The sequence below is a fragment of the Bradyrhizobium sp. S69 genome, from assembly GCF_009766005.1.
GTDB lineage: Bacteria > Pseudomonadota > Alphaproteobacteria > Rhizobiales > Xanthobacteraceae > Bradyrhizobium.
The window spans coordinates 1-22680 of the sequence record NZ_LMUK01000006.1; the positions used below are offsets into that span (position 1 = coordinate 1).

At 63.0% G+C, this 22680-nt stretch carries 21 protein-coding genes; 10 read left to right on the plus strand and 11 right to left on the minus strand.

The genetic code is table 11. The features are described 5' to 3' along the window. Nucleotides 1-143: 143 nt before the first annotated feature. Nucleotides 144-335, minus strand: coding sequence for a DUF1192 domain-containing protein (locus GSQ88_RS00915; protein ID WP_159005352.1), 192 nt, complete (start codon nt 333-335; stop codon nt 144-146). A 104-nt stretch (nt 336-439) separates the two neighbouring features. Between GSQ88_RS00915 and GSQ88_RS00920 the strand changes: the two genes are divergently transcribed. Next, nucleotides 440-1447 (plus strand): NAD(P)H-quinone oxidoreductase, encoded by a 1008-nt coding sequence (locus tag GSQ88_RS00920; RefSeq protein WP_159005353.1) that lies wholly within the window; start codon nt 440-442, stop codon nt 1445-1447. Between the two features lie 108 nt (nt 1448-1555). Beyond that, entirely contained in the window at nt 1556-4432 is a 2877-nt protein-coding gene (locus GSQ88_RS00925; RefSeq protein ID WP_174247881.1) for an EAL domain-containing protein, read from the plus strand. Between the two features lie 170 nt (nt 4433-4602). Here the strand turns inward: GSQ88_RS00925 and GSQ88_RS00930 are convergent, their stop codons facing one another. Beyond that, nucleotides 4603-4851, minus strand: a complete 249-nt coding sequence (locus GSQ88_RS00930; RefSeq protein WP_159005354.1) for a DUF7662 domain-containing protein — start codon at nt 4849-4851, stop codon at nt 4603-4605. 153 nt (nt 4852-5004) lie between these two features. Here GSQ88_RS00930 and GSQ88_RS00935 point away from each other — a divergent pair, with 153 nt between their 5' ends. Further along, the gene (locus GSQ88_RS00935; RefSeq protein ID WP_159005355.1) at nt 5005-6501 is read left to right on the plus strand and encodes a sensor domain-containing diguanylate cyclase; all 1497 of its coding nucleotides are present in this window, start codon (nt 5005-5007) and stop codon (nt 6499-6501) included. Here the strand turns inward: GSQ88_RS00935 and GSQ88_RS00940 are convergent. Genes GSQ88_RS00940 through GSQ88_RS00950 form a run of 3 tightly spaced genes read right to left on the minus strand, consistent with a single transcriptional unit; the run spans nt 6498 to nt 8070 of the window. Continuing rightward, nucleotides 6498-6800, minus strand: a complete 303-nt coding sequence (locus GSQ88_RS00940; protein WP_159005356.1) for a helix-turn-helix domain-containing protein — start codon at nt 6798-6800, stop codon at nt 6498-6500. The genes GSQ88_RS00935 and GSQ88_RS00940 overlap by 4 nt on opposite strands. Beyond that, complete coding sequence (locus tag GSQ88_RS00945) at nt 6797-7135, minus strand: type II toxin-antitoxin system RelE/ParE family toxin (protein WP_159005357.1); 339 nt, start codon at nt 7133-7135, stop codon at nt 6797-6799. Before GSQ88_RS00945 ends, GSQ88_RS00940 begins: the two co-directional genes overlap by 4 nt. Nucleotides 7136-7188: 53 nt before the next feature. Beyond that, complete coding sequence (locus tag GSQ88_RS00950; protein ID WP_159005358.1) at nt 7189-8070, minus strand: UTP--glucose-1-phosphate uridylyltransferase; 882 nt, start codon at nt 8068-8070, stop codon at nt 7189-7191. 255 nt (nt 8071-8325) lie between these two features. Here GSQ88_RS00950 and GSQ88_RS00955 point away from each other — a divergent pair, with 255 nt between their 5' ends. Together GSQ88_RS00955 and GSQ88_RS00960 are read left to right on the plus strand one after the other, a co-directional pair. Continuing rightward, nucleotides 8326-9720 carry a lytic murein transglycosylase gene (locus GSQ88_RS00955; protein WP_159005359.1) on the plus strand — a complete coding sequence of 465 codons (1395 nt, stop codon included), beginning with the start codon at nt 8326-8328 and terminating at the stop codon, nt 9718-9720. A 246-nt stretch (nt 9721-9966) separates the two neighbouring features. Next, on the plus strand, nt 9967-11682 hold the full coding sequence (locus GSQ88_RS00960; protein ID WP_159005360.1) for an SGNH/GDSL hydrolase family protein: 1716 nt from the start codon (nt 9967-9969) through the stop codon (nt 11680-11682). A 93-nt stretch (nt 11683-11775) separates the two neighbouring features. Here GSQ88_RS00960 and GSQ88_RS00965 read toward each other — a convergent pair whose 3' ends face one another. Continuing rightward, nucleotides 11776-12150, minus strand: a complete 375-nt coding sequence (locus tag GSQ88_RS00965; protein WP_159005361.1) for a CsbD family protein — start codon at nt 12148-12150, stop codon at nt 11776-11778. Between the two features lie 59 nt (nt 12151-12209). Then, nucleotides 12210-12944 carry an SDR family NAD(P)-dependent oxidoreductase gene (locus GSQ88_RS00970; protein WP_159005362.1) on the minus strand — a complete coding sequence of 245 codons (735 nt, stop codon included), beginning with the start codon at nt 12942-12944 and terminating at the stop codon, nt 12210-12212. Nucleotides 12945-13098: 154 nt separating this feature from the next. On the opposite strand from GSQ88_RS00970, the gene GSQ88_RS00975 reads away from it, so the two are divergent. Next, nucleotides 13099-13878, plus strand: a complete 780-nt coding sequence (locus tag GSQ88_RS00975) for an SDR family NAD(P)-dependent oxidoreductase (protein ID WP_174247882.1) — start codon at nt 13099-13101, stop codon at nt 13876-13878. A 131-nt stretch (nt 13879-14009) separates the two neighbouring features. Beyond that, a complete protein-coding gene (locus tag GSQ88_RS00980; RefSeq protein ID WP_159005363.1) occupies nt 14010-14897 on the plus strand; it encodes a TauD/TfdA dioxygenase family protein in 888 nt (295 codons plus the stop codon). A 194-nt stretch (nt 14898-15091) separates the two neighbouring features. Here the strand turns inward: GSQ88_RS00980 and GSQ88_RS00985 are convergent, their stop codons facing one another. Further along, a complete protein-coding gene (locus tag GSQ88_RS00985) occupies nt 15092-15742 on the minus strand; it encodes a YqgE/AlgH family protein (RefSeq protein ID WP_159005364.1) in 651 nt (216 codons plus the stop codon). Nucleotides 15743-15878: 136 nt separating this feature from the next. Here GSQ88_RS00985 and GSQ88_RS00990 point away from each other — a divergent pair, with 136 nt between their 5' ends. The 3 genes from GSQ88_RS00990 (at nt 15879) to GSQ88_RS01000 (ending at nt 19850) form a co-directional block, all read left to right on the plus strand. Then, nucleotides 15879-16721: a protein-disulfide reductase DsbD domain-containing protein gene (locus GSQ88_RS00990; RefSeq protein ID WP_159005365.1), complete on the plus strand. Its 843-nt coding sequence runs from the start codon at nt 15879-15881 to the stop codon at nt 16719-16721. A gap of 271 nt (nt 16722-16992) precedes the next feature. Beyond that, a complete protein-coding gene (locus GSQ88_RS00995; protein WP_159005574.1) occupies nt 16993-18366 on the plus strand; it encodes an oligosaccharide flippase family protein in 1374 nt (457 codons plus the stop codon). A 227-nt stretch (nt 18367-18593) separates the two neighbouring features. Further along, nucleotides 18594-19850: a lactonase family protein gene (locus GSQ88_RS01000; protein WP_159005367.1), complete on the plus strand. Its 1257-nt coding sequence runs from the start codon at nt 18594-18596 to the stop codon at nt 19848-19850. Nucleotides 19851-20056: 206 nt separating this feature from the next. Here GSQ88_RS01000 and GSQ88_RS01005 read toward each other — a convergent pair whose 3' ends face one another. The 3 genes from GSQ88_RS01005 to GSQ88_RS01015 form a co-directional block, all read right to left on the minus strand. Beyond that, the gene (locus GSQ88_RS01005; protein ID WP_159005369.1) at nt 20057-20845 is read right to left on the minus strand and encodes a 3-hydroxybutyrate dehydrogenase; all 789 of its coding nucleotides are present in this window, start codon (nt 20843-20845) and stop codon (nt 20057-20059) included. Nucleotides 20846-20867: 22 nt separating this feature from the next. Next, nucleotides 20868-22040: a DUF3734 domain-containing protein gene (locus GSQ88_RS01010; protein WP_159005371.1), complete on the minus strand. Its 1173-nt coding sequence runs from the start codon at nt 22038-22040 to the stop codon at nt 20868-20870. Between the two features lie 90 nt (nt 22041-22130). Next, nucleotides 22131-22637, minus strand: a complete 507-nt coding sequence (locus tag GSQ88_RS01015; protein ID WP_159005373.1) for a CAP domain-containing protein — start codon at nt 22635-22637, stop codon at nt 22131-22133. Nucleotides 22638-22680: the final 43 nt, after the last annotated feature.

Here is a 22680-nt window from a genome sequence, read left to right on the forward strand (position 1 = left end):
TCAGCCAAAATTTCCCGGTCGATGTGTCCTCCCGACCATTAAATGCAAAATTCTGCGGGCCAGAACGAAACATTCTCACACTCTCAGGATGACGTCGAGATAGCTTCACAGGGCCGTTCGCAGGGACGACACTGCGGCCAACTTCACGATTTGAAAAAACTGTTCGCAGCATCCTTTGATGCACGTTTCTTGGTGACCGCGGCTTGCAGCCGCTCGATTTCCGAATGCATCAACGCGATGCGTTCGGTCAGATCCTCGACCGACAGCAGCGACACATCCTGCCCGATCTCGTGGCTGACTTTCTTTCGTGGCTTGTCGTCGTCTTCGCTGGCCATGCTTCCCTCCTTAAGCCTGGGGATACGTGAGGCGGTTGCCAGTGGCGACCCGGCTGGCTAAGCAGTTGCCTCTCTAATTTTACCGCGTTTCGCAAGGACAAATCATGGAAAAAGTTCCTTCACAAATGACCGTCATCGGCATCAGCAAGCCCGGCGGCCCGGAAGTGCTTTTGCCTGAAACCCGCAGCGTACCGGTGCCGGGACCTGCGGAGATCCTGGTCAAGGTCGCAGCCGCCGGCGTCAATCGTCCCGATGTGGCGCAGCGGTCTGGCAGCTATCCGCCGCCGCCCGGCGCCAGCGATCTGCCGGGCCTGGAAATCGCAGGCGAAGTGGTCGCGGTCGGCAGCGATGCCAAAAAGCACAAGATCGGCGACAGAGTGATGTCGCTGGTCGCCGGCGGCGGCTACGCGCAATACTGCATCGCGCAAGATGCCCAGGCAATGACGGTGCCGCCGGCATTGTCGATGATCGAGGCCGGCGCGCTGGCGGAAACGCTGATGACAGTCTGGCACAACGTGTTCGAGCGCGGCGGGCTCAAGGCCGGTGAAACGCTTCTGATCCATGGCGGCTCTTCCGGCATCGGGACCATGGCGATCCAGCTCGCCAAGGCGTTCGGCGCCAAGGCGATCGTCACCGTCGGTTCGCAGCAAAAGGCCGATGCCTGTCTGAAGCTCGGGGCCGACCACGCCATCAATTACAAGACCCAGGATTTTGTCGCTGAGGTAAAGACCATCACCGCCGGCAAGGGCGTCGAGCTCATTCTCGATATGGTCGGCGGCGAGTATGTCGATCGCAATTACGACGCCGCCGCGGTCGACGGACGCATCGTGCAGATCGCGCTGCTCGGCGGCGGCAAGGCCACCATCAACGTCGGCAAGATCATGGTGAAGCGATTGCAGCACACCGGCTCGACGCTGCGCCCCCGTAGTAATGCGGATAAAGCGGCGATGGTCGCGGCCATCGAAGCCAAGGTGATGCCGCTGATTCGTGACGGGCGCATCAAGCCGCTGATGGACAGTTCTTTTCCGCTGGAAAAGGCCGCCGACGCGCATCGGCGCATGGAAACCAGCGAACATATTGGCAAAATTGTGTTGGTGGCTGAGCACTCCTGACCGAAGGGCTGCCGGAAACCCTTTGATTCCCTTCGCTTTCATGTCATTTATCGCCGCAACATTCTGCAACCTCGCTTGCCTGCGGCTGTTCAAAGCGGAGAACTGACTTTGCGTCTGATCAGGTGCCTTGCGCCCCTCGCGCTGGGCCTCATGATTTTTGCCGCCGCGACCCCGGCGCGCGCCATCGACGCAGTCAGCGTCCGCAGCGACGCGGCCGCGATCGACCTCACCGCCGTGCTCGATCATCAGCGCAGCGATACCGACCGCATCCAGGTCTCGACCGCGCCCGGCACCGACGGCATCGTCCGCCGCATCGAAGTGCGCGCCCGCGAAGGCGGCCAGAACTGGGTGGTGTTCGCGCTGGCCAACAACACCGACGATCAGCTCGACCGTTTGATCGTGGCGCCGCATTACCGCATCGTGTCATCAGGGTTGTTGTGGCCCGACCTTGGACTATCGCGGATCGCGACCATCACGCCGTCGACCGGCGACCGGCCCGAACGCCAGGAGAGTGCCACCGCCGACATCTTCCGCATCACGCTCGATCCCGGCGCCGTCGTCACCTTTGTCGCGGAATTGCGCACCGATAAACTGCCGCAGCTCTATCTGTGGGAGCCCGACGCCTACAAGGACAAGGTCAACTCGTTCACGCTCTACCAGGGCATCGTGATCGGCATTTCCGGCCTGCTGGCGCTGGTGCTGACGATCCTGTTCGTGGTCAAGGGCAGCATCATGTTCCCGGCCGCCGCAGCGCTGGCCTGGGCGGTGCTGGTCTATATCGGCGTCGATTTCGGCTTCTGGGGCAAAGTGCTCGACATGTCGAACAATGCCGAGCGGGTGTGGCGCGCGGCGGGCGAAGCGATCCTGGCGGCGACGCTGTTGGTATTCCTGTTTGCCTATCTCAATCTCAGCCGCTGGCATGTGCGCTACTCGCACATCACCGTCGGCTGGCTCGCCTTCCTGGGCTCCCTGGTGGCGCTGGCGCTGTTCGATCCCGCCGTCGCCTCCGGCATCGCGCGCATCTCACTGGTGCTGATCGCCTTCGCCGGTTTTGCCCTGATCGTTTATCTCTCGACCCACGGCTTCGACCGCGCGGTGCTGCTGATCCCGACCTGGTTCCTCCTCGTGGTCTGGGTGATCGCGGCCGGCATGACGGTCGCAGGCTCCGTGACCAACGACATCGTCGGACCCGCGCTGCTCGGCGGCCTGGTGCTGATCGTGATGCTGATCGGATTTACGGTGATGCAGCACGCTTTCGCCGGCGGCGGCGCCTCTACCGGCGTGGTCTCCGACGTCGAGCGCCGCGCGCTGGCGCTGACCGGCTCCGGCGACCTGATTTGGGACTGGGACGTCTCCGCCGACAAGGTCTTCACCAGCCCCGAGACCGAAAGCCTGCTCGGCCTCAAACGCGGCACGCTGGAAGGTCCCGCCGCGAAATGGCTCGAGGTGCTGCATCCACTCGACCAGGACCGCTTTCGCGCCGCGCTCGATAGCGTGCTCGACCAGCGCCGCGGCCGGCTGGTGCAGGATTTCCGGCTACGCACGCCCGACGGCCATTTCATGTGGTTCGCGCTGAAGGCGCGGCCGGTGGTCGGCTCCGACGGCGAAGTTTCGCGCGTGGTCGGCACCCTCACCGATGTCACCGAGGCCAAGAACGCCGAAGAGCGCATGCTGCATGATTCGGTGCATGACAATCTCACCGGCCTGCCGAACCGCAAATTGTTCATCGACCGGCTCGGCGCGGTGGCCAATCTGGCCAAGGCGATGCCCAACCTGCGCCCGACCTTGATGGTGATCGATCTCGACCGCTTCAAGCAGGTCAATGACTCCGTCGGCATCGCGGTCGGCGATTCGATCCTGCTGACGCTGGCGCGCCGGCTGACCCGCATCTTAAAGCCGCAGGACACGCTGGCACGGCTGGCCGGCGACCAGTTCGGCCTGATCGTGATGTCGGAACAGGATCCGGCCCGCATCACTGCCTTCGCCGAAACCATCCGCAAGACCATCCGGGCGCCGATCGCCTTCAACGACCGCGAGATTTTCCTCACCGCCTCGATCGGGCTGGCGCTATCCGATCCGCAGACCCAATTGTCCGACGAGATCATCAAGGACGCCGAGCTTGCGATGTATCATTCCAAGCGCATCGGCGGCGACCGCATCGACGTCTACAAGCCGGCGATGCGTGCGCGCAAGACCGACCGGCTGACCCTGGAATCCGAACTGCGCCGCGCCATCGAGCGCGAGGAAATCACCATTTTGTACCAACCGATCGTGCGGCTGGAAGACCGTTCGATCGCCGGCTTCGAGGCGCTGGCGCGCTGGGATCATCCCAAGCTCGGTCGGATGTCGCCGTCCGAATTCATCTCGATCGCCGAGGAGATCGGCCTGATCGTCGATCTCGGCATGTTCGTGATGGACCAGACCGCCAAGCAGCTCGCGATCTGGCAGCGCGCGATGCGCTCGCGCGAGCCGATCTTCGCCAGCGTCAATGTTTCCTCGCGGCAATTGCTGCGGCACGATTTGATCCACGACATCCGCACCGTGCTGTCACGTTCCTCGGTGGCGCGCGGCACGCTGAAGCTCGAATTGACGGAATCGCTGGTGATGGAGAATCCGGAACACGCAGCCCAGATGCTGACCCGGATCCGCGAGCTCGGCACCGGATTGTCGCTGGACGATTTCGGCACCGGCCATTCGTCACTGGCCTATCTGCAGCGGTTCCCGTTCGACACCATCAAGATCGACCAGTCGTTCGTGCGCACCACCAACCGCGGCACCCGGCCGGTGATCCTGAAATCGATCATCGCGATGGCGCACGACCTCGGCATGGACGTGGTGGCCGAAGGCGCCGAGACCGACTCGGATGCGGTCGAGCTGTATCAACTGGGCTGCGAATACGCGCAAGGGTTTGCCTTCGGCGAACCGATGGACGCGGATGCCGCGATGCGGCTGCTGACGGAAGAGCGGCTGGAGGCGGCGAGTTAAGAGAACAGTGAACGAGTAAACTATCAGCGTCGTCCCGGCGAAGGCCGGCACCCATACGGTGCGGAGTCTCGTTGTATCGTTGGGGCGGCGGCCTTCTGTAATCACAGGCGCCAGGGGTTATGGGTCCCGGCGTTCGCCGGGACGACCCGCCTTTTGTTCGGGCGCAACACTCACTTCACCCGCTTGAACCGCACGCTCTTGCCGTCGGCGAGCCTGGTCGCGATGTAGCCGCCGGCGAGGCAGGCCTCGCGTTGCGGCATCTTTTCCTGCGGGCTGCGCAGCGTTTCCCACCACGACGCGCGATGCGCCGCGCGCGGCAATGCCGCGTCGATGATCTCCTCGATCTGCTCGAAGCTCAGGGTGAACTCAGGAAGTTTCTGCTGCTTCAGATAATCGCGCAACGCGTCGTAGTCGTTCACGTGTATTCCCGGTTGATAAACCAACGAACACCGTTGCGCGGCATTCGCCCGGCTCCGGCAACGCATCGTTAACTGATTAACGCATCGTTGTCGTCATTTAAGCCAGCCGCAACGATTGCGGGGTAGATATTTGCCCCGACACGGAGCGATCAAATGGCGTTCGGGCGGCGCAGCGGCGAAGTCAATCAGCCTTGGCGGCTTTCCGCCAAGCTGCTGATCATCTCGTCCGTGGTCACCGTGATCGGTTTCTCCACGATCTGCGCCGGCGTGCTGCTCGACATGCGGCGCGGCGAGGAAGCGCTGGCCCACCAGACCCTCGAAAACCTCGCAGCGACGATCGATTCCGACATCAGCCGCAACCTCGAACTTTACGACCTGTCGCTGCGTGCGGTGGTGAGCGGCATGGTGATGCCGGAGATCCAGGACGTCAGCAAGCCGATCCGGCAATTGATCCTGTTCGACCACGCCGCAACCGCCAGGGATTTCGGCGCGCTCCAGGTGTTCGACGCCGAGGGGCGATTGACCATCGACGCCTCGACGCTGAATCCGGCGCCCGAAAACCGAAGCGACGAGGATTATTTCAAGGTTCACCGCGACCAACCCGACACCGGCCTCTACATCAGCCGGCCGATGTTGCATCGTGGCGCCTATGCTGTCGTGCTGAGCCGACGCATCACCGGCGCGGACGGACGCTTTCTGGGCGTGGTCGTCGGTTCGATCCGCTTCAGCTATTTCCACGACCTGTTCGGCCGCCTCAGTCTTGGCCCCGCCGACACCATCACCGTTCTGCGCCGTGACGGCACGATCATCATGCGCACGCCGTTCGACCTCGACTTGATCGGCAAGAACATCAGCTACGTGCCAGGCGTGAAGCGCACGCTGTCCGAACCGAGCGGATGGTATTCGGGAAAAAGCGTCGTCGATGGCAAGCAGCGGCTCTACATCTGGCGCGATAGCAGCCACCCCCTTGTCGTGCTGGTCGGGAAACCATGGAGCAGCATCTTCGATTTGTGGCGCACCGAGGCGATCCGGATCGGCACGACCATGATGGCGCTGGTGGCGTTCGTGCTGGCGGCGACGCTGTTTCTCGCCCGCGAAATCGGCCGCCGCGCCAAAGCCGAAGACAGGCTCGAGGAGATGGCGACGACCGACGCCCTCACCGGCCTGAAGAACCGGCGCAAATTCGATAGCATGATCGATATCGAGTGGCGGCGCGCGATCCGCCAGAAAGCGCCGATCGCGCTGTTGATGATCGATGCCGATCATTTCAAGGCCTATAACGACGCATTCGGACATCAGGCCGGCGACCAGGTGCTGGTCGGGGTCGCGATCTGCATCTCGGATTCGGTGCGCCGGGCCGGCGACTGCGCCGCGCGTTACGGCGGCGAAGAATTTGCGGTGCTGTTGCCGGGGCTGTCGTCGACCGAAGCGCTGGCGGTCGCCGAAACAATCCGCTTGAAGGTCGAGCTATGGTCCGACCAGCCGCAAGGCACCACCGTCAGCATCGGCATCGCGAGCCTCCGGCCTGCCGCGACCATCGATTGGTCGGAGCTCTTGAGTGCGGCCGACAAGGCGCTCTACGCCGCCAAGGCCCAGGGCCGTAACCGGTCCGTGGTGGCCAGCATTCCAAAACTGACGCTGGTGGCTTAGGCCGATTTCGCTAACGCTCGCGTCACGGCTTCGGGTTCCTTCTCTACAACTTTGAGCAAAATGCGGGCGCTCCGTTCCGGTTGGCGACGACCCTGCTCCCAATCGCGCACGGCAGACAACGCGAACCCATAAGTTTGCGCAAAGCTCTCTTGCGACAGACCAAGCCGCGTGCGGATTTTCTTCACATTTACCCGCGAGGGAACATGAACACCGTAAGTCCGCTTGTTCGCAGAACCGTCGAGATAGGCTTTGGCCTCGTCAAGTCCGGCCTTGATCTTGTCGAATGCGGTTTTTGTCATTTCTGCCTCCGGTAATCTTCAACCATGGCAACGATTATCTTTCCCAGCGCATTTCGATCAGCCGCGGAGAGATTAGCCTTCTCGTTCTTTGCAAAAACCGCCAGAATAAATACTGGCAAGTTCAACCCGCTGAACAGATAGATAATTCGAGCACCACCGCTCTTCCCACGTGCACCGAATCCGAAGCGGACCTTGCGAATGCCTCCACTGCCGGGAATGACAACACCACAAGTAGGGTCCGCAGCCAGACGATCCACAATGGCTTTTCGTTCGTCTGATGAAAACAAACGTTCAGCGTCAGCCAAATAGGACGGCGTTTCAACAACGGTCTGCATCAGCAATAGTACTACGGCATTGCCGTAGTACTATCAAGCATCCGTTCAACGTCTCACTTCTCCAGATAGTTCTTCATCTCGGCTCGCAGGCCATCGCGCAGATCGGGGCGCGCCATGCCGAACGCGATGTTGGCGCGCAGGAAGCCTGATTTCGAGCCGCAATCATGCCGCTCGCCCTCGAATTCCACGCCATAGAAGCGTTGGGTTGTGGCAAGGCCGATCATCGCGTCGGTGAGCTGGATCTCGCCGCCGGCACCGCGGCCTTGGGTGGCCAGGATCTTGAAGATTTCCGGCTGCAGGATATAGCGCCCGGTGATCGAAAGGTTCGACGGCGCGGTGCCCTTTGGCGGCTTCTCCACCATACCGTCGACCTCGAACATGTTGCCGCTGGCGTGACGCTTGCCGACGCCGCAAATGCCATATTGATGCGTCAGATGCTCGGGCACTTCCTCGACCGCGATCAGGTTGGATTTGTCGCCGAGCTGGCCCGCGGCGTCGATCATCTGCTTGAGGCAGCCCGGCGTATGGAGCACCAGCTCGTCCGGCAGCACGACCGCGAACGGTTCGTCGCCGACGATGTCGCGGGCGCACCACACGGCGTGGCCGAGGCCCAGCGGCGCCTGCTGCCGCGTGAAACTCATGGCGCCGGCGTCGGGCTGGTCGCGCGCCAGGATATCCTGCTCGGCCTTCTTGCCGCGCGCCGCCAGCGTGGCGTCGAGTTCATACATCCGGTCGAAATGATCCTCGATCACGCCCTTGTTGCGGCCGGTGACGAAGATGAAATGCTCGATACCGGCTTCCCTCGCCTCATCCACCACATACTGGATCAGCGGTTTGTCGACGATGGTCAGCATTTCCTTCGGCATCGCCTTGGTGGCGGGCAGGACGCGGGTGCCGAGGCCGGCGACCGGGAAGACGGCTTTGCGGATTTTCATGGGCTGTTGTCGGACCTCGAGGGAACAAGCGGGGATGGGTGCGATAGCATGTTGGTAGCCGGTTTATGGCCGCGAACAAAGGCGGATGTCGGGCTCCCGTTGCCGCGGGCGGAAGGCAGTCGGGTGCGGTCGGGTTCGTCAGCGAGAAATACCGTTGGCGGAAATCCTGCCCATAAAATCGCAGCTTTGTTAAGCTATTGGAAACCGTGACAAGGCCTCCTGCAAGCTGAGGCTTTCGGACAATACGGGTAGGACATGACGCAACGGACGGGGTTATTGGCGCAACTGCGAACCGGCGCGATCGTGATCGCCGCAGCGCTATCGGTTTGCGGCCGGGCCGATGCGCAATCGTCGGACGGCAACGGCGTGTCGAATTTTTTCAGCAATATGTTTTCAGGATCAAAATCCGGCACTTCAGGCCCGCCGGCCGCGGCAACCGGCACTGGCGGCGGGCCCCAGCCCTGGAGCGGCGAGGACGGCGCCTCCGGCCATCCCTTGATGACGGCGAGCGCGATCCGCGAGGCGGCGGCGAATTTCAGCAATTGCGTCGCCGGGATGTGGCCCGATGCCGCACGCCGCAACATCTCGCAGGAAAGCTTTCAGCGCTTCACGGCGGGGCTTTCACCCGACCTGCGCCTGATGGACCTGATGGATTCGCAGCCGGAATTCACCAAATCGGTCTGGGATTATCTCGACATTCTGGTGAACGATAACCGCCTCGCCAAGGGCCGCGACACCCTCGCCAAATACAAGGCGCAATTCGACGCGACCGAAAAAGCCTACGGCGTCGACCGCTATGTAATCGCGGCGATCTGGGGCATCGAATCCAATTACTCGACCCAGATGGGCGATCGCAGCGTGCTGCAATCGACCGCGACGCTGGCCTGCGTCGGCCGCCGGCAGGCTTATTTCAAGGATGAATTCCTCACCGCGCTGGAGATCCTGCACCATGGCGATTTGCGCCCGGAACAGATGCGCGGCTCCTGGGCCGGCGCGTTCGGCCCTACCCAGTTCATGCCGACCGCGTTCAAGCGCTACGCCGTCGATGCCGATGGCGACGGCCGCCGCGACGTGGTCGACGATCCGGCCGACCTGATCGCCTCCACCGCCAACAACCTCAAGAAGGACGGCTGGCAGGCCGGCCAGACCTGGGGCTATGAGGTCGTGGTGCCCGCCGGGTTCAATTACATGCTGGCGGACCGGGCCAAGCTCATGACGCTCGATCAATGGGAACATCTCGGCCTTAAACACGCCGACGGCAAGCCGTTCCCGCATCCGGCCGACAAAGCCTATTTGCTGGCACCGGCCGGCGCCGAGGGCCCCGGTTTCCTGATGCTGCAGAATTTCCGGGTGATCATGAAATACAACCCGGCCGAAGCCTATGCGCTGGCGATCGGCCACTTCGCCGACCGCCTGCGGGGCGGCGCGCCCTTCGTGCAGCCCTGGCCGCGGCAGGAGCGCGAATTGTCGCGCGCCGAGCGGCTCGAATTGCAGCAACTTTTGGTCCAGCGCGGCTTCTATCGCGGCACCCCGGACGGCCAGTTCGGCGGCGATACCCGCAATGCCCTGCGCGGCTTCCAGGCCTCGATCGGGGCGCCGGCGGACGGATTTGCCTCCTCCGACGTGCTGGAAAAGCTCCGGGGGCACTAACGGGCCCGAGGGCACTAGCGGCCCGAGGGCACTGACGGCCCGGGGGCACTGAAGTTCGGGTTCCGGCCTTCGTTAACCGGGTTCCGAACTCCCGGTAAGCCTGGATCCAACATTTACGCCGCACCCTTGACGATGGCGGCCGATGCCCGCTTATGGCAGCCAAATCTGCCCGCTTGCGGCCCGATTCCGCTAGTATAGTGGTTACCTGATTTTCAATTCTGACCGAAACCCAGCGCTTCCGATCACATGGCCCAACCAAAATCGTTCTTCCGGGTGTTCACCGAAGGCGGCCCGCTGATCGCGGTGGCCACCGCGGCTGCGCTGCTGCTCGGGATCGCGGGGCCGGCGTTAGGGCAAGGGTTTTTCAATTTCGGCGGAGCGCCGCAACGGCCGCAGCCGCAGCAGCGCAATAACGGCGGCGGATTTGGCGGCGGGCCTGGCGGCTGGTTCGGTGGCGACCTGTTCGCGCCGTTTCAGCAGCAGGCGCCGAGGCAGCAGCGTGTCATCCGCGAGGATTTTTCCAGGGCGCCGCCGCCGGAGAAGCGCGATCCCGCCGCGACGCCTCCCGAGCGCAATATCCTGGTGCTCGGCGATGGCATGGCCGACTGGCTCGGCTATGGCCTCGAGGACGCCTATGCCGATCAGCCGGACATGGGCGTGATCCGTCGGCACAAGACGGTTTCCGGTCTGATCCGATATCAGCCCAAAGGCGATCCAGCCGACTGGGCGGCTGCCGCCAAGACCATCCTCGCCGCCGAGAAACCGGAAGCCATCGTCGTGATGCTCGGGCTCAACGACCGCGTCGCCATCCGCGAGCCGGCCGCCGAAAAATCTGATACCAAGTCTTCCGACCCCAAATCTTCCGATGCCAAATCGTCGGACAAAAAGACTGCCAAAGCCAAACCGGACGGCAAGCCCGCCGACGGCACTGCGGATCCCAACGCAAAGCCCGACGACAAGGCGGTCGATAGCGATCTGCCGCCGGAGGATGCCGCCGACAATGACGCGCCGCCGGCGATCGTGCCGGAGAAGAGCACGCGCTCGCCGAACGGCCTCTATGAATTTCGCGAGGAGCGCTGGGTCGAACTCTACACCAAGAAGATCGAGGAGATGATCGGCGTCCTGAAATCCAAGGGCGTGCCGGTGGTGTGGGTCGGACTTCCCGCGGTGCGCGGCCCCAAGGCGACCTCGGACATGCTGTTCCTCGATGCGCTCTATCGCGATGCCGCGGCCAAGGCCGGCATCACCTATGTCGACGTCTGGGACGGCTTTGTCGATGAAGGCGGCCGCTATCTGGATCAAGGCCCGGATTTCGAAGGTCAGAAGCGGCGCCTGCGCTCCTATGACGGCGTCTATTTCACCCAAGCCGGCGCCCGCAAGCTCGCGCATTATGTCGAGCGCGAGATCACACGGCTGCTCGCGGGGCGTTCGGCGCCGATCGCGCTACCGACGGAGCCCGCGACCCCCGACGCCAACGCGCAGCCCGGACAACCGGCGCCGCGTCCGCTCGCCGGGCCGATCCTGCCGCTGATTGCCTCTTCCATCGGCACCGATCAATTGCTCGGCGGTCCGGGATCGCGACCGGCCCCGGTCGACGCGCTGGCCGCGCGGACAATGGTCAAGGGCGAGCCGCTGGCGCCGCCCGCCGGCCGCGCTGACGATTTCTCCTGGCCGCGCCGCGAGATCGGACGCGAGCAGGCCAAGGGCGATACGCCGGTCGCGTCGGCGACGCCCGACGGAACGATCGCGACGGCGCAACCAGCCGTCATGGCGCCGCCAAAGCCGAAGAAGATCGTCAAGCCCGCGCCGGCGCTGACGGATTTCTTCGGAAATCCGATACGGCCGCCTCTCCCGGCTCAAACCCAGCCGGCGCGACCGCAACCGCAACAGGGCCCGCGCGTACCGCGCCCGCCGGCGAACGTCGGACGCTCGGCCGAGGTGCCGGGATTCTTTACGCGCTGACGACACTAGAATTCGCGGCCCCAAGCTCAACAACCTCTCCCACAAGGAGAGAGGTTGTCAGGGGGCCGCGGTCTTAGTGCGGTGCTCTAAATCTCAGCTGTAATAGCGCCAGCGTGGCGGCGGACGGCGCGGCGAGCGCGTCATCAACAGCGCCAGCGCAAAACCGATACCACCGGCGATCAACAGCGCGCCCAGCGGATTGTCCTGCACTTTCTGCGCGACGGCCTCCGAGCTGCCCCGCAGCGTCTCGCCACTATTTTCGTAGGCGTCTTTAGCATAACTCGTCGCGGCATCGCCGGCGCTGCGCGCGGCATCCTTGGCCTGACCGTAGAGATTCTGCACGGTGCCGGCCGCCTCGCGCGCCCGACCACTGGCTTCAGTCTTCGCGTCACCGGTCGCATCGCCGACCGCGCCCTCGACCTTTCCGGCAAAATCTTTCGCCGAGCCGACAATTCGATCCTTATCCATCGCGGTCACTCCTTGTTGTGCAAGGATGTAACCGATGAGGAGGGCTCCGGTTCCGGCTGCTACAATATTAGACCGCCATCGACCACAAGGGTCTGGCCGAGAATGTAGGACGCCAGCGGTGAGGCCAGGAACAGTGCCGCGCCGGCCATGTCCTCCGGCGTTCCCAGCCGCTTCAACGGTATCCGCTCAATCGCGCCTTCGAGCCGCTTCGGATTTGCGGTCGTCACTTTCGTCATCTTGGTGTCGACCAGACCGGGCGCGATGCCGTTGACGCGAATGCCGTCTTCGGCCCACGCCTGCCCGAGCGTGCGGGTCAACCCGACCGCACCGGTCTTCGAGGCATTGTAGGCTGGATTGCCCTTGGTGGAATGATAGGCGGCGGTCGAACTGACGATGATCATCGCGCCTTTCGCCGCACGCAGCATCGGATGGAATTTGGTCGCGCAGGCCATCAGGCTCATCAGATTGACTTCGAGCACTTTGCGGAAGCCGTCCATTTCGAATTCGCCGCGCCGGTAGATCACCGCGCCCTGCGCCAGCACCAGCACATCGAGCCGTTCAAAGGGTGCCTGAAAGCTTTCGATCGCCGATGAATCGCTGACGTCGAGCTGAGCGTAATCGAGGCCCTCGAGATGCGATCCTTCGGCGCGCGAATAATCGGCGGCGCCGGCGCGGGTGCCGCAGACATCGACGCGCGCGCCCTTGGCGCGGAACGCTTGTGCGATGCCGTTACCGATACCGCTGGAGCCGCCGACCACCAGCACCCGCTTGCCGCTGAAATCCAGTTCGTTCATCGCCACACCATCCTTGTCCGCATCAGGTTTTCTCGCATCAGGTTTGACCTCCTTTCGGATCGGTGCAAGCCTCATCCGGCAAACCTTGTCGATCACGCCTTGTCAATCAAGCGTTGCCGATCTTGCAGCGCATCATTTGCGAAAGAGCCACCTGATGTCGGATTTCAAGCAGCTTAGCCGGTCGGTGAAGGGATTGACCGTTCTGGTCACCGGCGCCGCCAGCGGCATGGGCCGCGCCACCGCGCGTGTGTTCGGCGCGGAGGGCGCCAATGTCGCGGTCACGGATATCACGGCAGAGGGCACGCAAGCGGTCGCAAAAGAGATCACGGCGAGCGGCGGAACGGCAAAGGCCTGGACGCTCGATGTCGCCAATCGCGAGGCCATCACCACCGTCGTCAATGACGTCGCGGCGCATTTCGGCGGGCTCGATATCGTGATCAATAATGCCGGCATATCCGTACGCGTCGCAATCGACGATGACGGCTATGACGAGGCGTGGACCAAGGGCCTCGCCGTGATGCTGACCGCGCATCCGCGCATCATCCACGCGGCATTGCCCTATCTGCGCCGATCGAAATCGCCGCGCATCGTCAATATCGCTTCCACCGAGGCGCTCGGCGCTACCGCATTGCACAGCCCGTATGCCGCCGCCAAGGCCGGCGTCACCGGCCTGACGCGTTCGCTTGCGGTGGAATTGGGCCGCGACGGCATCACCGTCAATTGCATCTGCCCGGGCCCGATCAGGACCGCGATAACGGATCGGATTTCCGAGGAACACAAGACGATCTACGCCAAGCGGCGCACCGCGCTCGGCCGCTACGGCGATCCCGAGGAAGTCGCGCACATGACGCTGAGCCTGTGCCTGCCCGCCGCGTCGTTCCTGACCGGCGCCGTGATCGCGGTCGATGGCGGGCTGATGGCGCGGAATGCCTGAGAGCGACGCTTGACGAGCATGCCTGTACGGCGCTGCCGCATGTGTGGAAACGTTGACATCACAGCATCGGGGAGTAGTTTTTCGCCCAAACGAAGTGGAACAAACCGCTCGCCTCAATCAGGAGAAACGCCATGGCCCTTTCGATCCGAAAGCTTCACCCGCACTTTTTCGGCGAGGTCTCCGGCATCGATCTGCGCCAACCGCTGACGCCGCAGGAGGCCGCCGATATCGAAGCCGGCATGGACGAATACGCGGTGCTGCTGTTCCGCGATCAGGATATCACCGACGACCAGCAACTGATATTCGCGCGCAATTTCGGCGAGCGCGAGAATGCCCGCGGCGGCACCGTAACCAAGAAGGAAGATTACCGGCTGACGTCCGGGCTGAACGACGTCTCCAACCTCGGCAAGGACGGCAAGCCGTTGCCGAAAGATCACCGCACCCATCTGTTCAATCTCGGCAATTGCCTGTGGCATTCCGACAGTTCGTTTCGGCCGATTCCGGCGAAATTTTCACTGCTGTCGGCGCGGGTGGTCAACCCCAAGGGCGGCAACACCGAATTCGCCGACATGCGCGCGGCCTATGACGAGCTCAACGGTGACACCAAAGCCGAGATCGAAGACATGATCTGCGAGCACTCGCTGATGTATTCGCGGGGATCGCTGGGCTTCCTCGATTACACCGAGGAAGAAAAGCAGATGTTCAAGCCAGTGTTGCAACGGCTGGTGCGGACCCACCCGGTGCATCGCCGCAAGTCGCTGTATCTGTCGTCGCATGCCGGCGGCATTGTCGGCATGCCGGTGCCGGCGGCGCGGGTGCTGCTGCGTGATCTCACCGAGCACGCGACCCAGCGGGAGTTCGTCCACGTCCACAAATGGACGGTGCATGATCTCGTGATGTGGGACAACCGCCAGACCATGCACCGCGTCCGCCGCTACGACCAGTCCCAGCCCCGCGACATGCGCCGCGCGACCGTGGCCGGCACCGTGCCGACGGTGGCGCAGCAGGCGGCGGAGTAAGGGGTAAATCTCGCCTCATAGCGAACACCCTTGCGTCGTCCCGGCCTCCGCGCCGGGACCCATACGCCGTGTCCCCTCGTTTTAAGATACGCCGTTGGACAAGCCGCGCATGAACACAGACGCCGGGGTTATGGGTCCCGGCGCGGAGGCCGGGACGACTCTAAAATGGCGTCAAATGTCAGCGCAAAACTAACCTACGCATGCCCCGCATCGGTGGACAGCATGCCCGGATTGATCCCGATCTTGGCGAGCGCGCGCAAATATTTTTCCTCGACATCGCCGCCAAAGATCAGGTCCGCATCGGCATCGCAATGCAGCCAACCATTGTGCTGGATTTCGGTTTCAAGCTGCCCCGCCGCCCAGCCCGCATAACCCAATGCCAGGATCGCATGCTTGGGGCCGTCGCCTTTGGCGATGGCCTTGAGGATGTCGACGGTCGCGGTCAGGCAAATGCCGTCGTCGATCCGCAGCGTCGCGTCCTCGATGAAGAAATCGCTGGAATGCAGCACGAAGCCGCGGCCGGTCTCGACCGGACCGCCTTTCAGTACCTTCATGGATTCGGCGTTTTCCGGCAGCTTGATCTGCTCGGACTTCTTGATGATGTCGAGTTGCACCAATAGACCGGGAAAATCGATGCTGCCCGCCGGGCGATTGACGATGATGCCCATCGCGCCCTCGGACGAGTGGGCGCAAAGATAAATCACCGAGCGCTCGAAGCGCGGATCGTCCATCACGGGCATCGCAATCAAGAGCTGCCCGTCGAGATAGCCACGACTTGCCGCATCGTCACCGCCGCGGGCGGTTCGGCGGCGAATGGTCCTTGGTCTTTTGCTTTCAGGGTCCATGTGCGACGGACTCTCTCATTCGCTGCCATCCTGATATCGGGTGGCCGTTCTGTCAATCAATCTTGAATCCGCCTTTAGGCATACATCACAAGCAATTCAATGGTTTGCAGTCTCGCTTGGCTGTAAACAACGTCGCATGATCATCACAGTTCCCCAGCGCTGCGCGCTCGGCGTCGCCGCAACCCTGATTATGTCATCCCTGTGCGCCGAGGCGCGCGCCCAGGATGCGTCGCCGTGGCAACGGGATGGGCATTCCGCGGTGCGGTTGCTGGCGGGTTCGCGCAGCGGCGCGGTGCTGCTCGGCGGCATTGCCATTCAACTGCAGCCGGGATGGAAAACCTATTGGCGGACGCCCGGCGATTCCGGCGTGCCGCCGCGCTTCGACTTCTCCAAATCGGAAAACGTCGAAGCCGTGACCATTCTATGGCCGGCGCCGACCAAGTTCGACGACGGCGCGGGCGGCCATTCGCTGGGCTATCACGACCAGATCGTGCTGCCGCTGCGTATTGTCGCGAAGAATGCCGACAAGCCGGTGACGCTTCGCGCCGCCGTCAATTATGCGGTCTGCGAGAAACTCTGCATTCCCGTCGAGGCCGACGCGGAGCTGCCTTTCACCAGCGTGGCGAGCACCGAGGACAGCGCGCTGTTTGCAGCCCTCGACACCGTGCCCAAGCCCGCCACGATCGGTGATCCCAATCCGCTGACCATCCGCGACGTCGAGCGCGAAGGCAAAACGACCGTGCTGGTCGATGTGGCGGCGCCGGCCGGGAGCGGTGAGATCAACCTGTTCGTCGAAGGACCGACGCCGGACTGGTCGCTGCCGGTACCAAAGCTACTGGAACATGGCCCGCCCGGGGTGAAGCGATTTTCCTTCGAACTCGACGGCGTGCCGCCCGGCACCAACGCCGAAGGCGCCGCGCTGAAGCTGACGCTGGTCGGCGGCGAGCACTCCTACGAGTTCAATACCAATTTGAATTGAGGCCTCTCCCGCGTCGTCCCAGCGAACGGGCCCGTGAACCTATATCGGCCGTCATCCTGAGGAGCGCGCCCTTGCGCGCGTCTCGAAGGATGTTGTTCAGCGCAGTGCGTGCAGCCATCCTTCGAGGCGCGCAAGAAAGAGCGCACACCTCAGGATGACGTCCGAGATAGCCACAAGCGTCACCCCCACCCAACCGAATCTTAACGAATCGTTGATAGATCGGAGCATCGGCGCCTTGCCGCGCCTCCGAGGATGATTTTCCGTGGCCGTGATGGACAGCCAATCCGCAAACGCTTCGCCTGTCGGCGTCCTGGCGCGATTGCGGGCAATGGCGGGGGCCGTCCTTGGTGGCTCCAGCGAGGCATCGGTCACCAAGCGGCTCGCCGGCACCGTCTTCATCATCCGTGTCTTCAGCGCCGGGCTCGCTTACCTCTCGCAGATCCTGCTGGCGCGCTGGATGGGCGGCTCGGATTACGGTATCTACGTCTATGTCTGGACCTGGGTGCTGCTGCTCGGCAGCATGATGGATTTCGGCATCTCGGCATCGGCGCAAAAGATCATTCCGGAATACCGCACCCGTGGCGAACAGGCGTTGCTGCGCGGTTTCCTTTCCGGCAGCCGCTGGATGACGTTGTCGGTGTCCGCGGTCGTCTCGCTGCTGCTCGCAGGCGTGGTCAGGCTGTTATCGCCCTGGCTCGGCTCGGGCGAAATCGTGCCGCTCTATATCGGCTGTGCGACCTTGCCGGCCTTCGTGGTCGCCAACACCCAGGACGGCATCGCGCGCTCGCATGACTGGATGCGGCTCGGATTGATGCCGCAATTCGTCATCCGCCAGGCGCTGATCATCGGGCTCACCGCCGGCGCTTTCGCGCTCGGCCTTCAACTCGGCGCCACCATCGCGATGCTGGCCAGCGCCGGCGCGGTGTGGATCGCGATGATCGGGCAGATGATCGTACTGAACCGACGGCTCGCCGGCCACATCGCGGCTGGACCCAAGGCCTATGATTTCCGGGGCTGGCTTGCGATCTCGCTGCCGATACTCCTGGTCGAAAGTTTCTATCTGCTGCTGTCCTATACGGACGTGCTGGTGTTGCAGCAATTTCGCTCTTCGGAAGAAGTCGGCGTCTACTTCGCGGTGGTGAAGACGCTGGCGCTGGTATCGTTCATCCACTACGCGATGTCGGCGACCACGGCGCACCGTTTCGCCGAATATCATGCGCTCGGCGACAAGGAACGCTTGTCGGCCTATGTCGCGCACGCGATTAAATGGACGTTCTGGCCCTCGCTGGCAGCGACCGTGCTGCTGCTGGCGCTGGGCAAACCGCTGTTGTGGCTGTTCGGCGCGCAATTCGTCGGCGGATACGACATCATGTTCATCGCCGCGATCGGGCTGGTGGTGCGCTCGGCCATCGGTCCGGTGGAGCGCCTGCTCAACATGCTGGGACACCAGCACATCTGCGCGCTGGCCTATGCATTGGCCTTTGTCATGAACATGGTGCTCTGCATCGCACTGGTGCCGCGGTTCGGCGGTCATGGAGCGGCGGCCGCGACCTCAATCTCGCTGGTGTTCGAGACCGTGCTGCTGTTCTGGATCGTGCGGCAGCGGCTCGGGCTTCACGTGCTGGCGTTCGGGAAGCACGGCTGAGATTCCCTCATCCTGAGGAGGCGCGCCAGCGCCGTCTCGAAGGATGTCTGCATCAGGCATGGTTCGAGACGGCGCAAGAGCGCCTCCTCACCATGAGGCAGCAATAACCTTCCGCCGCAGTGCAGCTATGCTTCCTCACACCCGCCCCTTCCAGTAGCATCGCAACAGAACTAGCATCGGCATCGGGATTCCGCTTAAGAGAATCCATGACCGCGGAGGAATAGGCCATGATCGATCGCCGGTCGCTCGCAGCACTTGTCGCCGGCGTCATCGCAACGCCTCGCAGCGCGTGGAGCCAGATGACATCAAGCAAAGCCGTTTTCTACGCCAGCGTCGGTCCGGCGCTGACGCTCTATCAGATCGGCGTCGATGACGCCGGTCTGACCCGCCAGGGCACGATCGTGCTGCCCGGCAATGTCCAATATGTCTGGCGTCATCCGTCCGCTTTGTTCCTCTATGTCGCCACCAGCAATGGCGGATCGTCTTCGCTCGGCATCAAGGGCGACAGCCACTTCCTGAGCGCGCTGCGCATCGACCCCGGCAGTGGCGCGCTCACGGCGCACGGGCCGCCGGCCGTGTTGGCGGCACGGCCGATCCACATGTCGCTCGATCGAACCGGCGGCTATGCGCTGGTCGCCTACAATAGCCCGAGCGGCGTCACTGTGCATCGGATCGCCGCGGACGGCACCGTCGGCGAGCAAGTAAAGCAGGCCGCGGCTCCGCTCGACGGCGGCATCTTCGCGCATCAGATCCGGGTGACGCCCGCCAACGATGCCGCCATTCTGGTGACCCGCGGCAACGACGCGGCCGGCAGCAAGCCGGAAGACCCGGGTGCGCTAAAACTGTTCAGCTTCAAGGACGGCCAGCTCGCCAACCGGGGGTCGGTCGCGCCCGACGGCGGCTACGGCTTCGGACCGCGCCATCTCGATTTCCACCCCAGCCTGCCGCTGGTGTATGTGTCGCGCGAACGCGAGAACAAGCTCAACGTCTACCGGCTGCAAAAAGAGGGCGTGCTGGATCCGCAGCCTATCTTCATCAAGGATACGCTGGCCGAGCCCGGAAACATCCGCTCGCGCCAGGCCGCGGGCACCATCCATGTCCACCCGAACGGCCGTTACGTCTATGTCGGCAACCGGGCCAGCGACACCGTCGATTTTGACGGCAAGCAGGTGTTCCCCGGTGGCGAGAACAACATCGCGGTATTCGCCATCGATCCGTCGAGCGGCGAGCCGACGCTGATCCAGAACGCGGATGTGCACGGAATCCACCCGCGCACCTTCTCGCTCGATCCAAGCGGAAAAATGCTGGTTGCCGCCACCATCCAGACCGCGCTGGTGCGAGAGGGCGACGGGGTGAAGACCGTGCCGGCCAACCTTGCGACCTTCCACGTCGGCCCCGACGGCAAGCTCGTCTTCGCCCATAACTACGAGGTCGACACCGGCGACGCGATGCAGTTCTGGAGCGGCATGGTGGCGCTGGGGTAGTGGCGGCGGCCGCCACCTCGGTCGTGGTCGAGGACCGCGCTGATGTTCGTCATGCCCGGGCAGAAGCGCGAAGCGCGTCTTCGCGCTAGATGTCCCGGGTATCCACGTCTTTGCTGAGTTCAAACAAGCAAGACGTAGATGGCCGGGACAAGCCCGGCCATGACGAAAAGCAAGTGACGTTCGGACACCTTGAAGCGAGCCGCGGATTACTCCGCGGTCCAGCCGCCGTCGATCGACAAATTGGCGCCGGTGATTTGCGCCGCGTCGTTGCCGCACAGGAACAGGGCCAATGCCGCGACCTGCTCGGAGGTGACGAATTCCTTGGTCGGCTGCGCGTCCAGCAGCACGTCCTTGATGACCTGCTCCTTGGTCATGTTGCGCGCCTTCATGGTCTCCGGAATCTGGTGCTCGACCAGTGGGGTCCAGACATAGCCGGGGCTGATGCAGTTGACGGTGATCTTGAAGGTCGCGAGCTCGAGCGCGGCGGTCTTGGTCAGGCCGGCGATGCCGTGCTTGGCCGAAACATAGGCCGACTTGAACGGCGAGGCCACCAGCGAATGCGCCGAGGCGGTGTTGATGATGCGGCCCCAGCCGCGCTTCTTCATGCCGGGGATCGCGGCATGCATGGCGTGAAACGCCGACGACAGGTTGATCGCGATGATGGCATCCCACTTCTCGGTGGGGAAGTCCTCGATCGGCGAGACGAACTGGATGCCGGCATTGTTGACGAGGACATCGACCGAACCGAAGGTCTTTTCGCCAAGCGCCACCATTTCGGCGATCTCGGCGGGCTTGGTCATGTCTGCCGGCGAATGCACCGCCTTGACCTTGAAGTCGGTCTCGATCGCCGAGCGTTCCTTCTCGATGTCGGCGGGCGCTCCCATGCCGTTGATGACGATGTTGGCGCCGGCGCCTGCAAAGGCGCGCGCATAGGCCAAACCGATGCCGCTGGTCGAGCCGGTCACGACCGCCGTCTTGCCTGTCAAAGTACCCATTTCTTCACTCCTGTTTGCCGATCTATTTGCCGCCTCGGGTTTCGGTGCTGTCCCCCGTAAGGTCGTAAGTCACCATGGTCTCACCGGATTGCGGCCGTTCTAGCCAATCTTCATGACGCATTGACAAATGCACGTCGCGGACCCCCGCGCCCCAGTGCTCGACCATTCCGACGTGGGAAAAATCGTAGTCCTTGGAAGACGATTCATAGTTCTTGCTGCGGTAGATCAGGTGCACCACCGTGACGGTGTTTTCCTTGGCGAGTTCGCTCAAATACGCCACCGCCGGATCGTTCTTCAGATCTTCGGGCAATTTGCTGATGAGATCGCGCGCCGCCTTGCGGGCGTCGTGAACCTGCTTGTTCTTGTCGGTGTTCATCCGGGTGCGGCTGGAAAAGCGGATATCCTTTTCACGCTCGGATGCCTCGAGCAGCGAGGTCGGCAACAGGCCGCGCGCGCTGAACAGGTCGACCTGGAAAATTAGCAGGTCCTTTTTGAGCTCTTCATCCAGCACGTAATCCAGCGGCGTATTGGAGGCGATGCCGCCGTCCCAATAATGCTCGCCCTCGATTTCGACCGACGGAAAGCCCGGCGGCAGCGCACCGGACGCCATGATGTGTTCCGGGCCGATCTTCTTGCCGAGCTTCTTGAACTCGACATTGTCGAAATACCTGAAATTGCCCGACGTCACGCCGACCGCGCCGACGCTCAAGCGGGTCTTGAGATCATTGATCCGGTCGAAATCGACCAAGTGCTCCAGCGTCTTTTTAAGCGGCGCCGTGTCGTAATAGCTCAGCGATTGCGCGCTGCCCGGCGGCCAGAGCGGCGCCGGCGGAATGCGCGGGCTGAAAAAGCCGGGGACGCCGAACGTCGCAATCAAGGCCGCGCTGGCCCCATTGAAAAGAGTGCGCGCATGATCGTTTTTAACGATCGGATTCCAGGGCACTGGCGAGGCGCATTGCTCCCAGAATTCCTTGAGGCGCGCGACGCGCTTTTGCGGATCGTTGCCGGCAATGATCGCCGCGTTGATGGCGCCGATCGAGATGCCGGCGACCCATTCAGGCTCGAAATCATGGCCGCACAACGCCTGGTAAGCGCCGGCCTGGTAAGAGCCGAGCGCACCGCCGCCTTGCAGAACAAGCACCGGCATCGCCTTGGCAGGCGTTGTCGCCGGGGTTGGGTCGGAATTATCCGTCATGCCACCCGATCTAATACCGAAAAAACGCACCGTGGCGACAGTTCGCAGTGGCGTCAATCGGCCAAGCGATCAATCGCGATCAAGCCCGGGTCATCGCGCGTCGGTTGATGCAAGAATGAGCGTCCAGAACACCTTGTACTTGGTATTTGGAGCATAACTGGCCGCGATGCCCATTTTTGTGACACCGTTTTTGAGCATATTTTCCCGGTGCGGGGGCGAGTCCCGCCAGCCCGAAAAAGCTTCGGCCAGCGTGTGATAGCCGGCCGACACATTTTCGACCGCGATTGTCGCGGGATATCCGCCCTCATTGAGGCGCTTGGCCAGCGGCGCCTTGACGTCGTGGTCGAGCTTGTTTTTGGCGGCCATCGCCTGCGATTGCGTCTCCGCGAGCCGCATCAGATCCGGGTCGACCGCCACGGCGCCGAGGCCATTATTTTGCCGGTATTGCGAAATCATCGAAGCCGCGGCCTGCGGATCGAGCCGGGCTCCGGCATCGGCCATGTTGACATACATGGCCGGCTGCTCGGTGACGGTATTTTCCGCCGCACAGCCGCCCAGCACCAAAAATCCGAATATGGCGATGATCGCCCGCGACATGGAATTCCCCCAACCGGCCGCAGTTGTTGCATACCAACCGTGG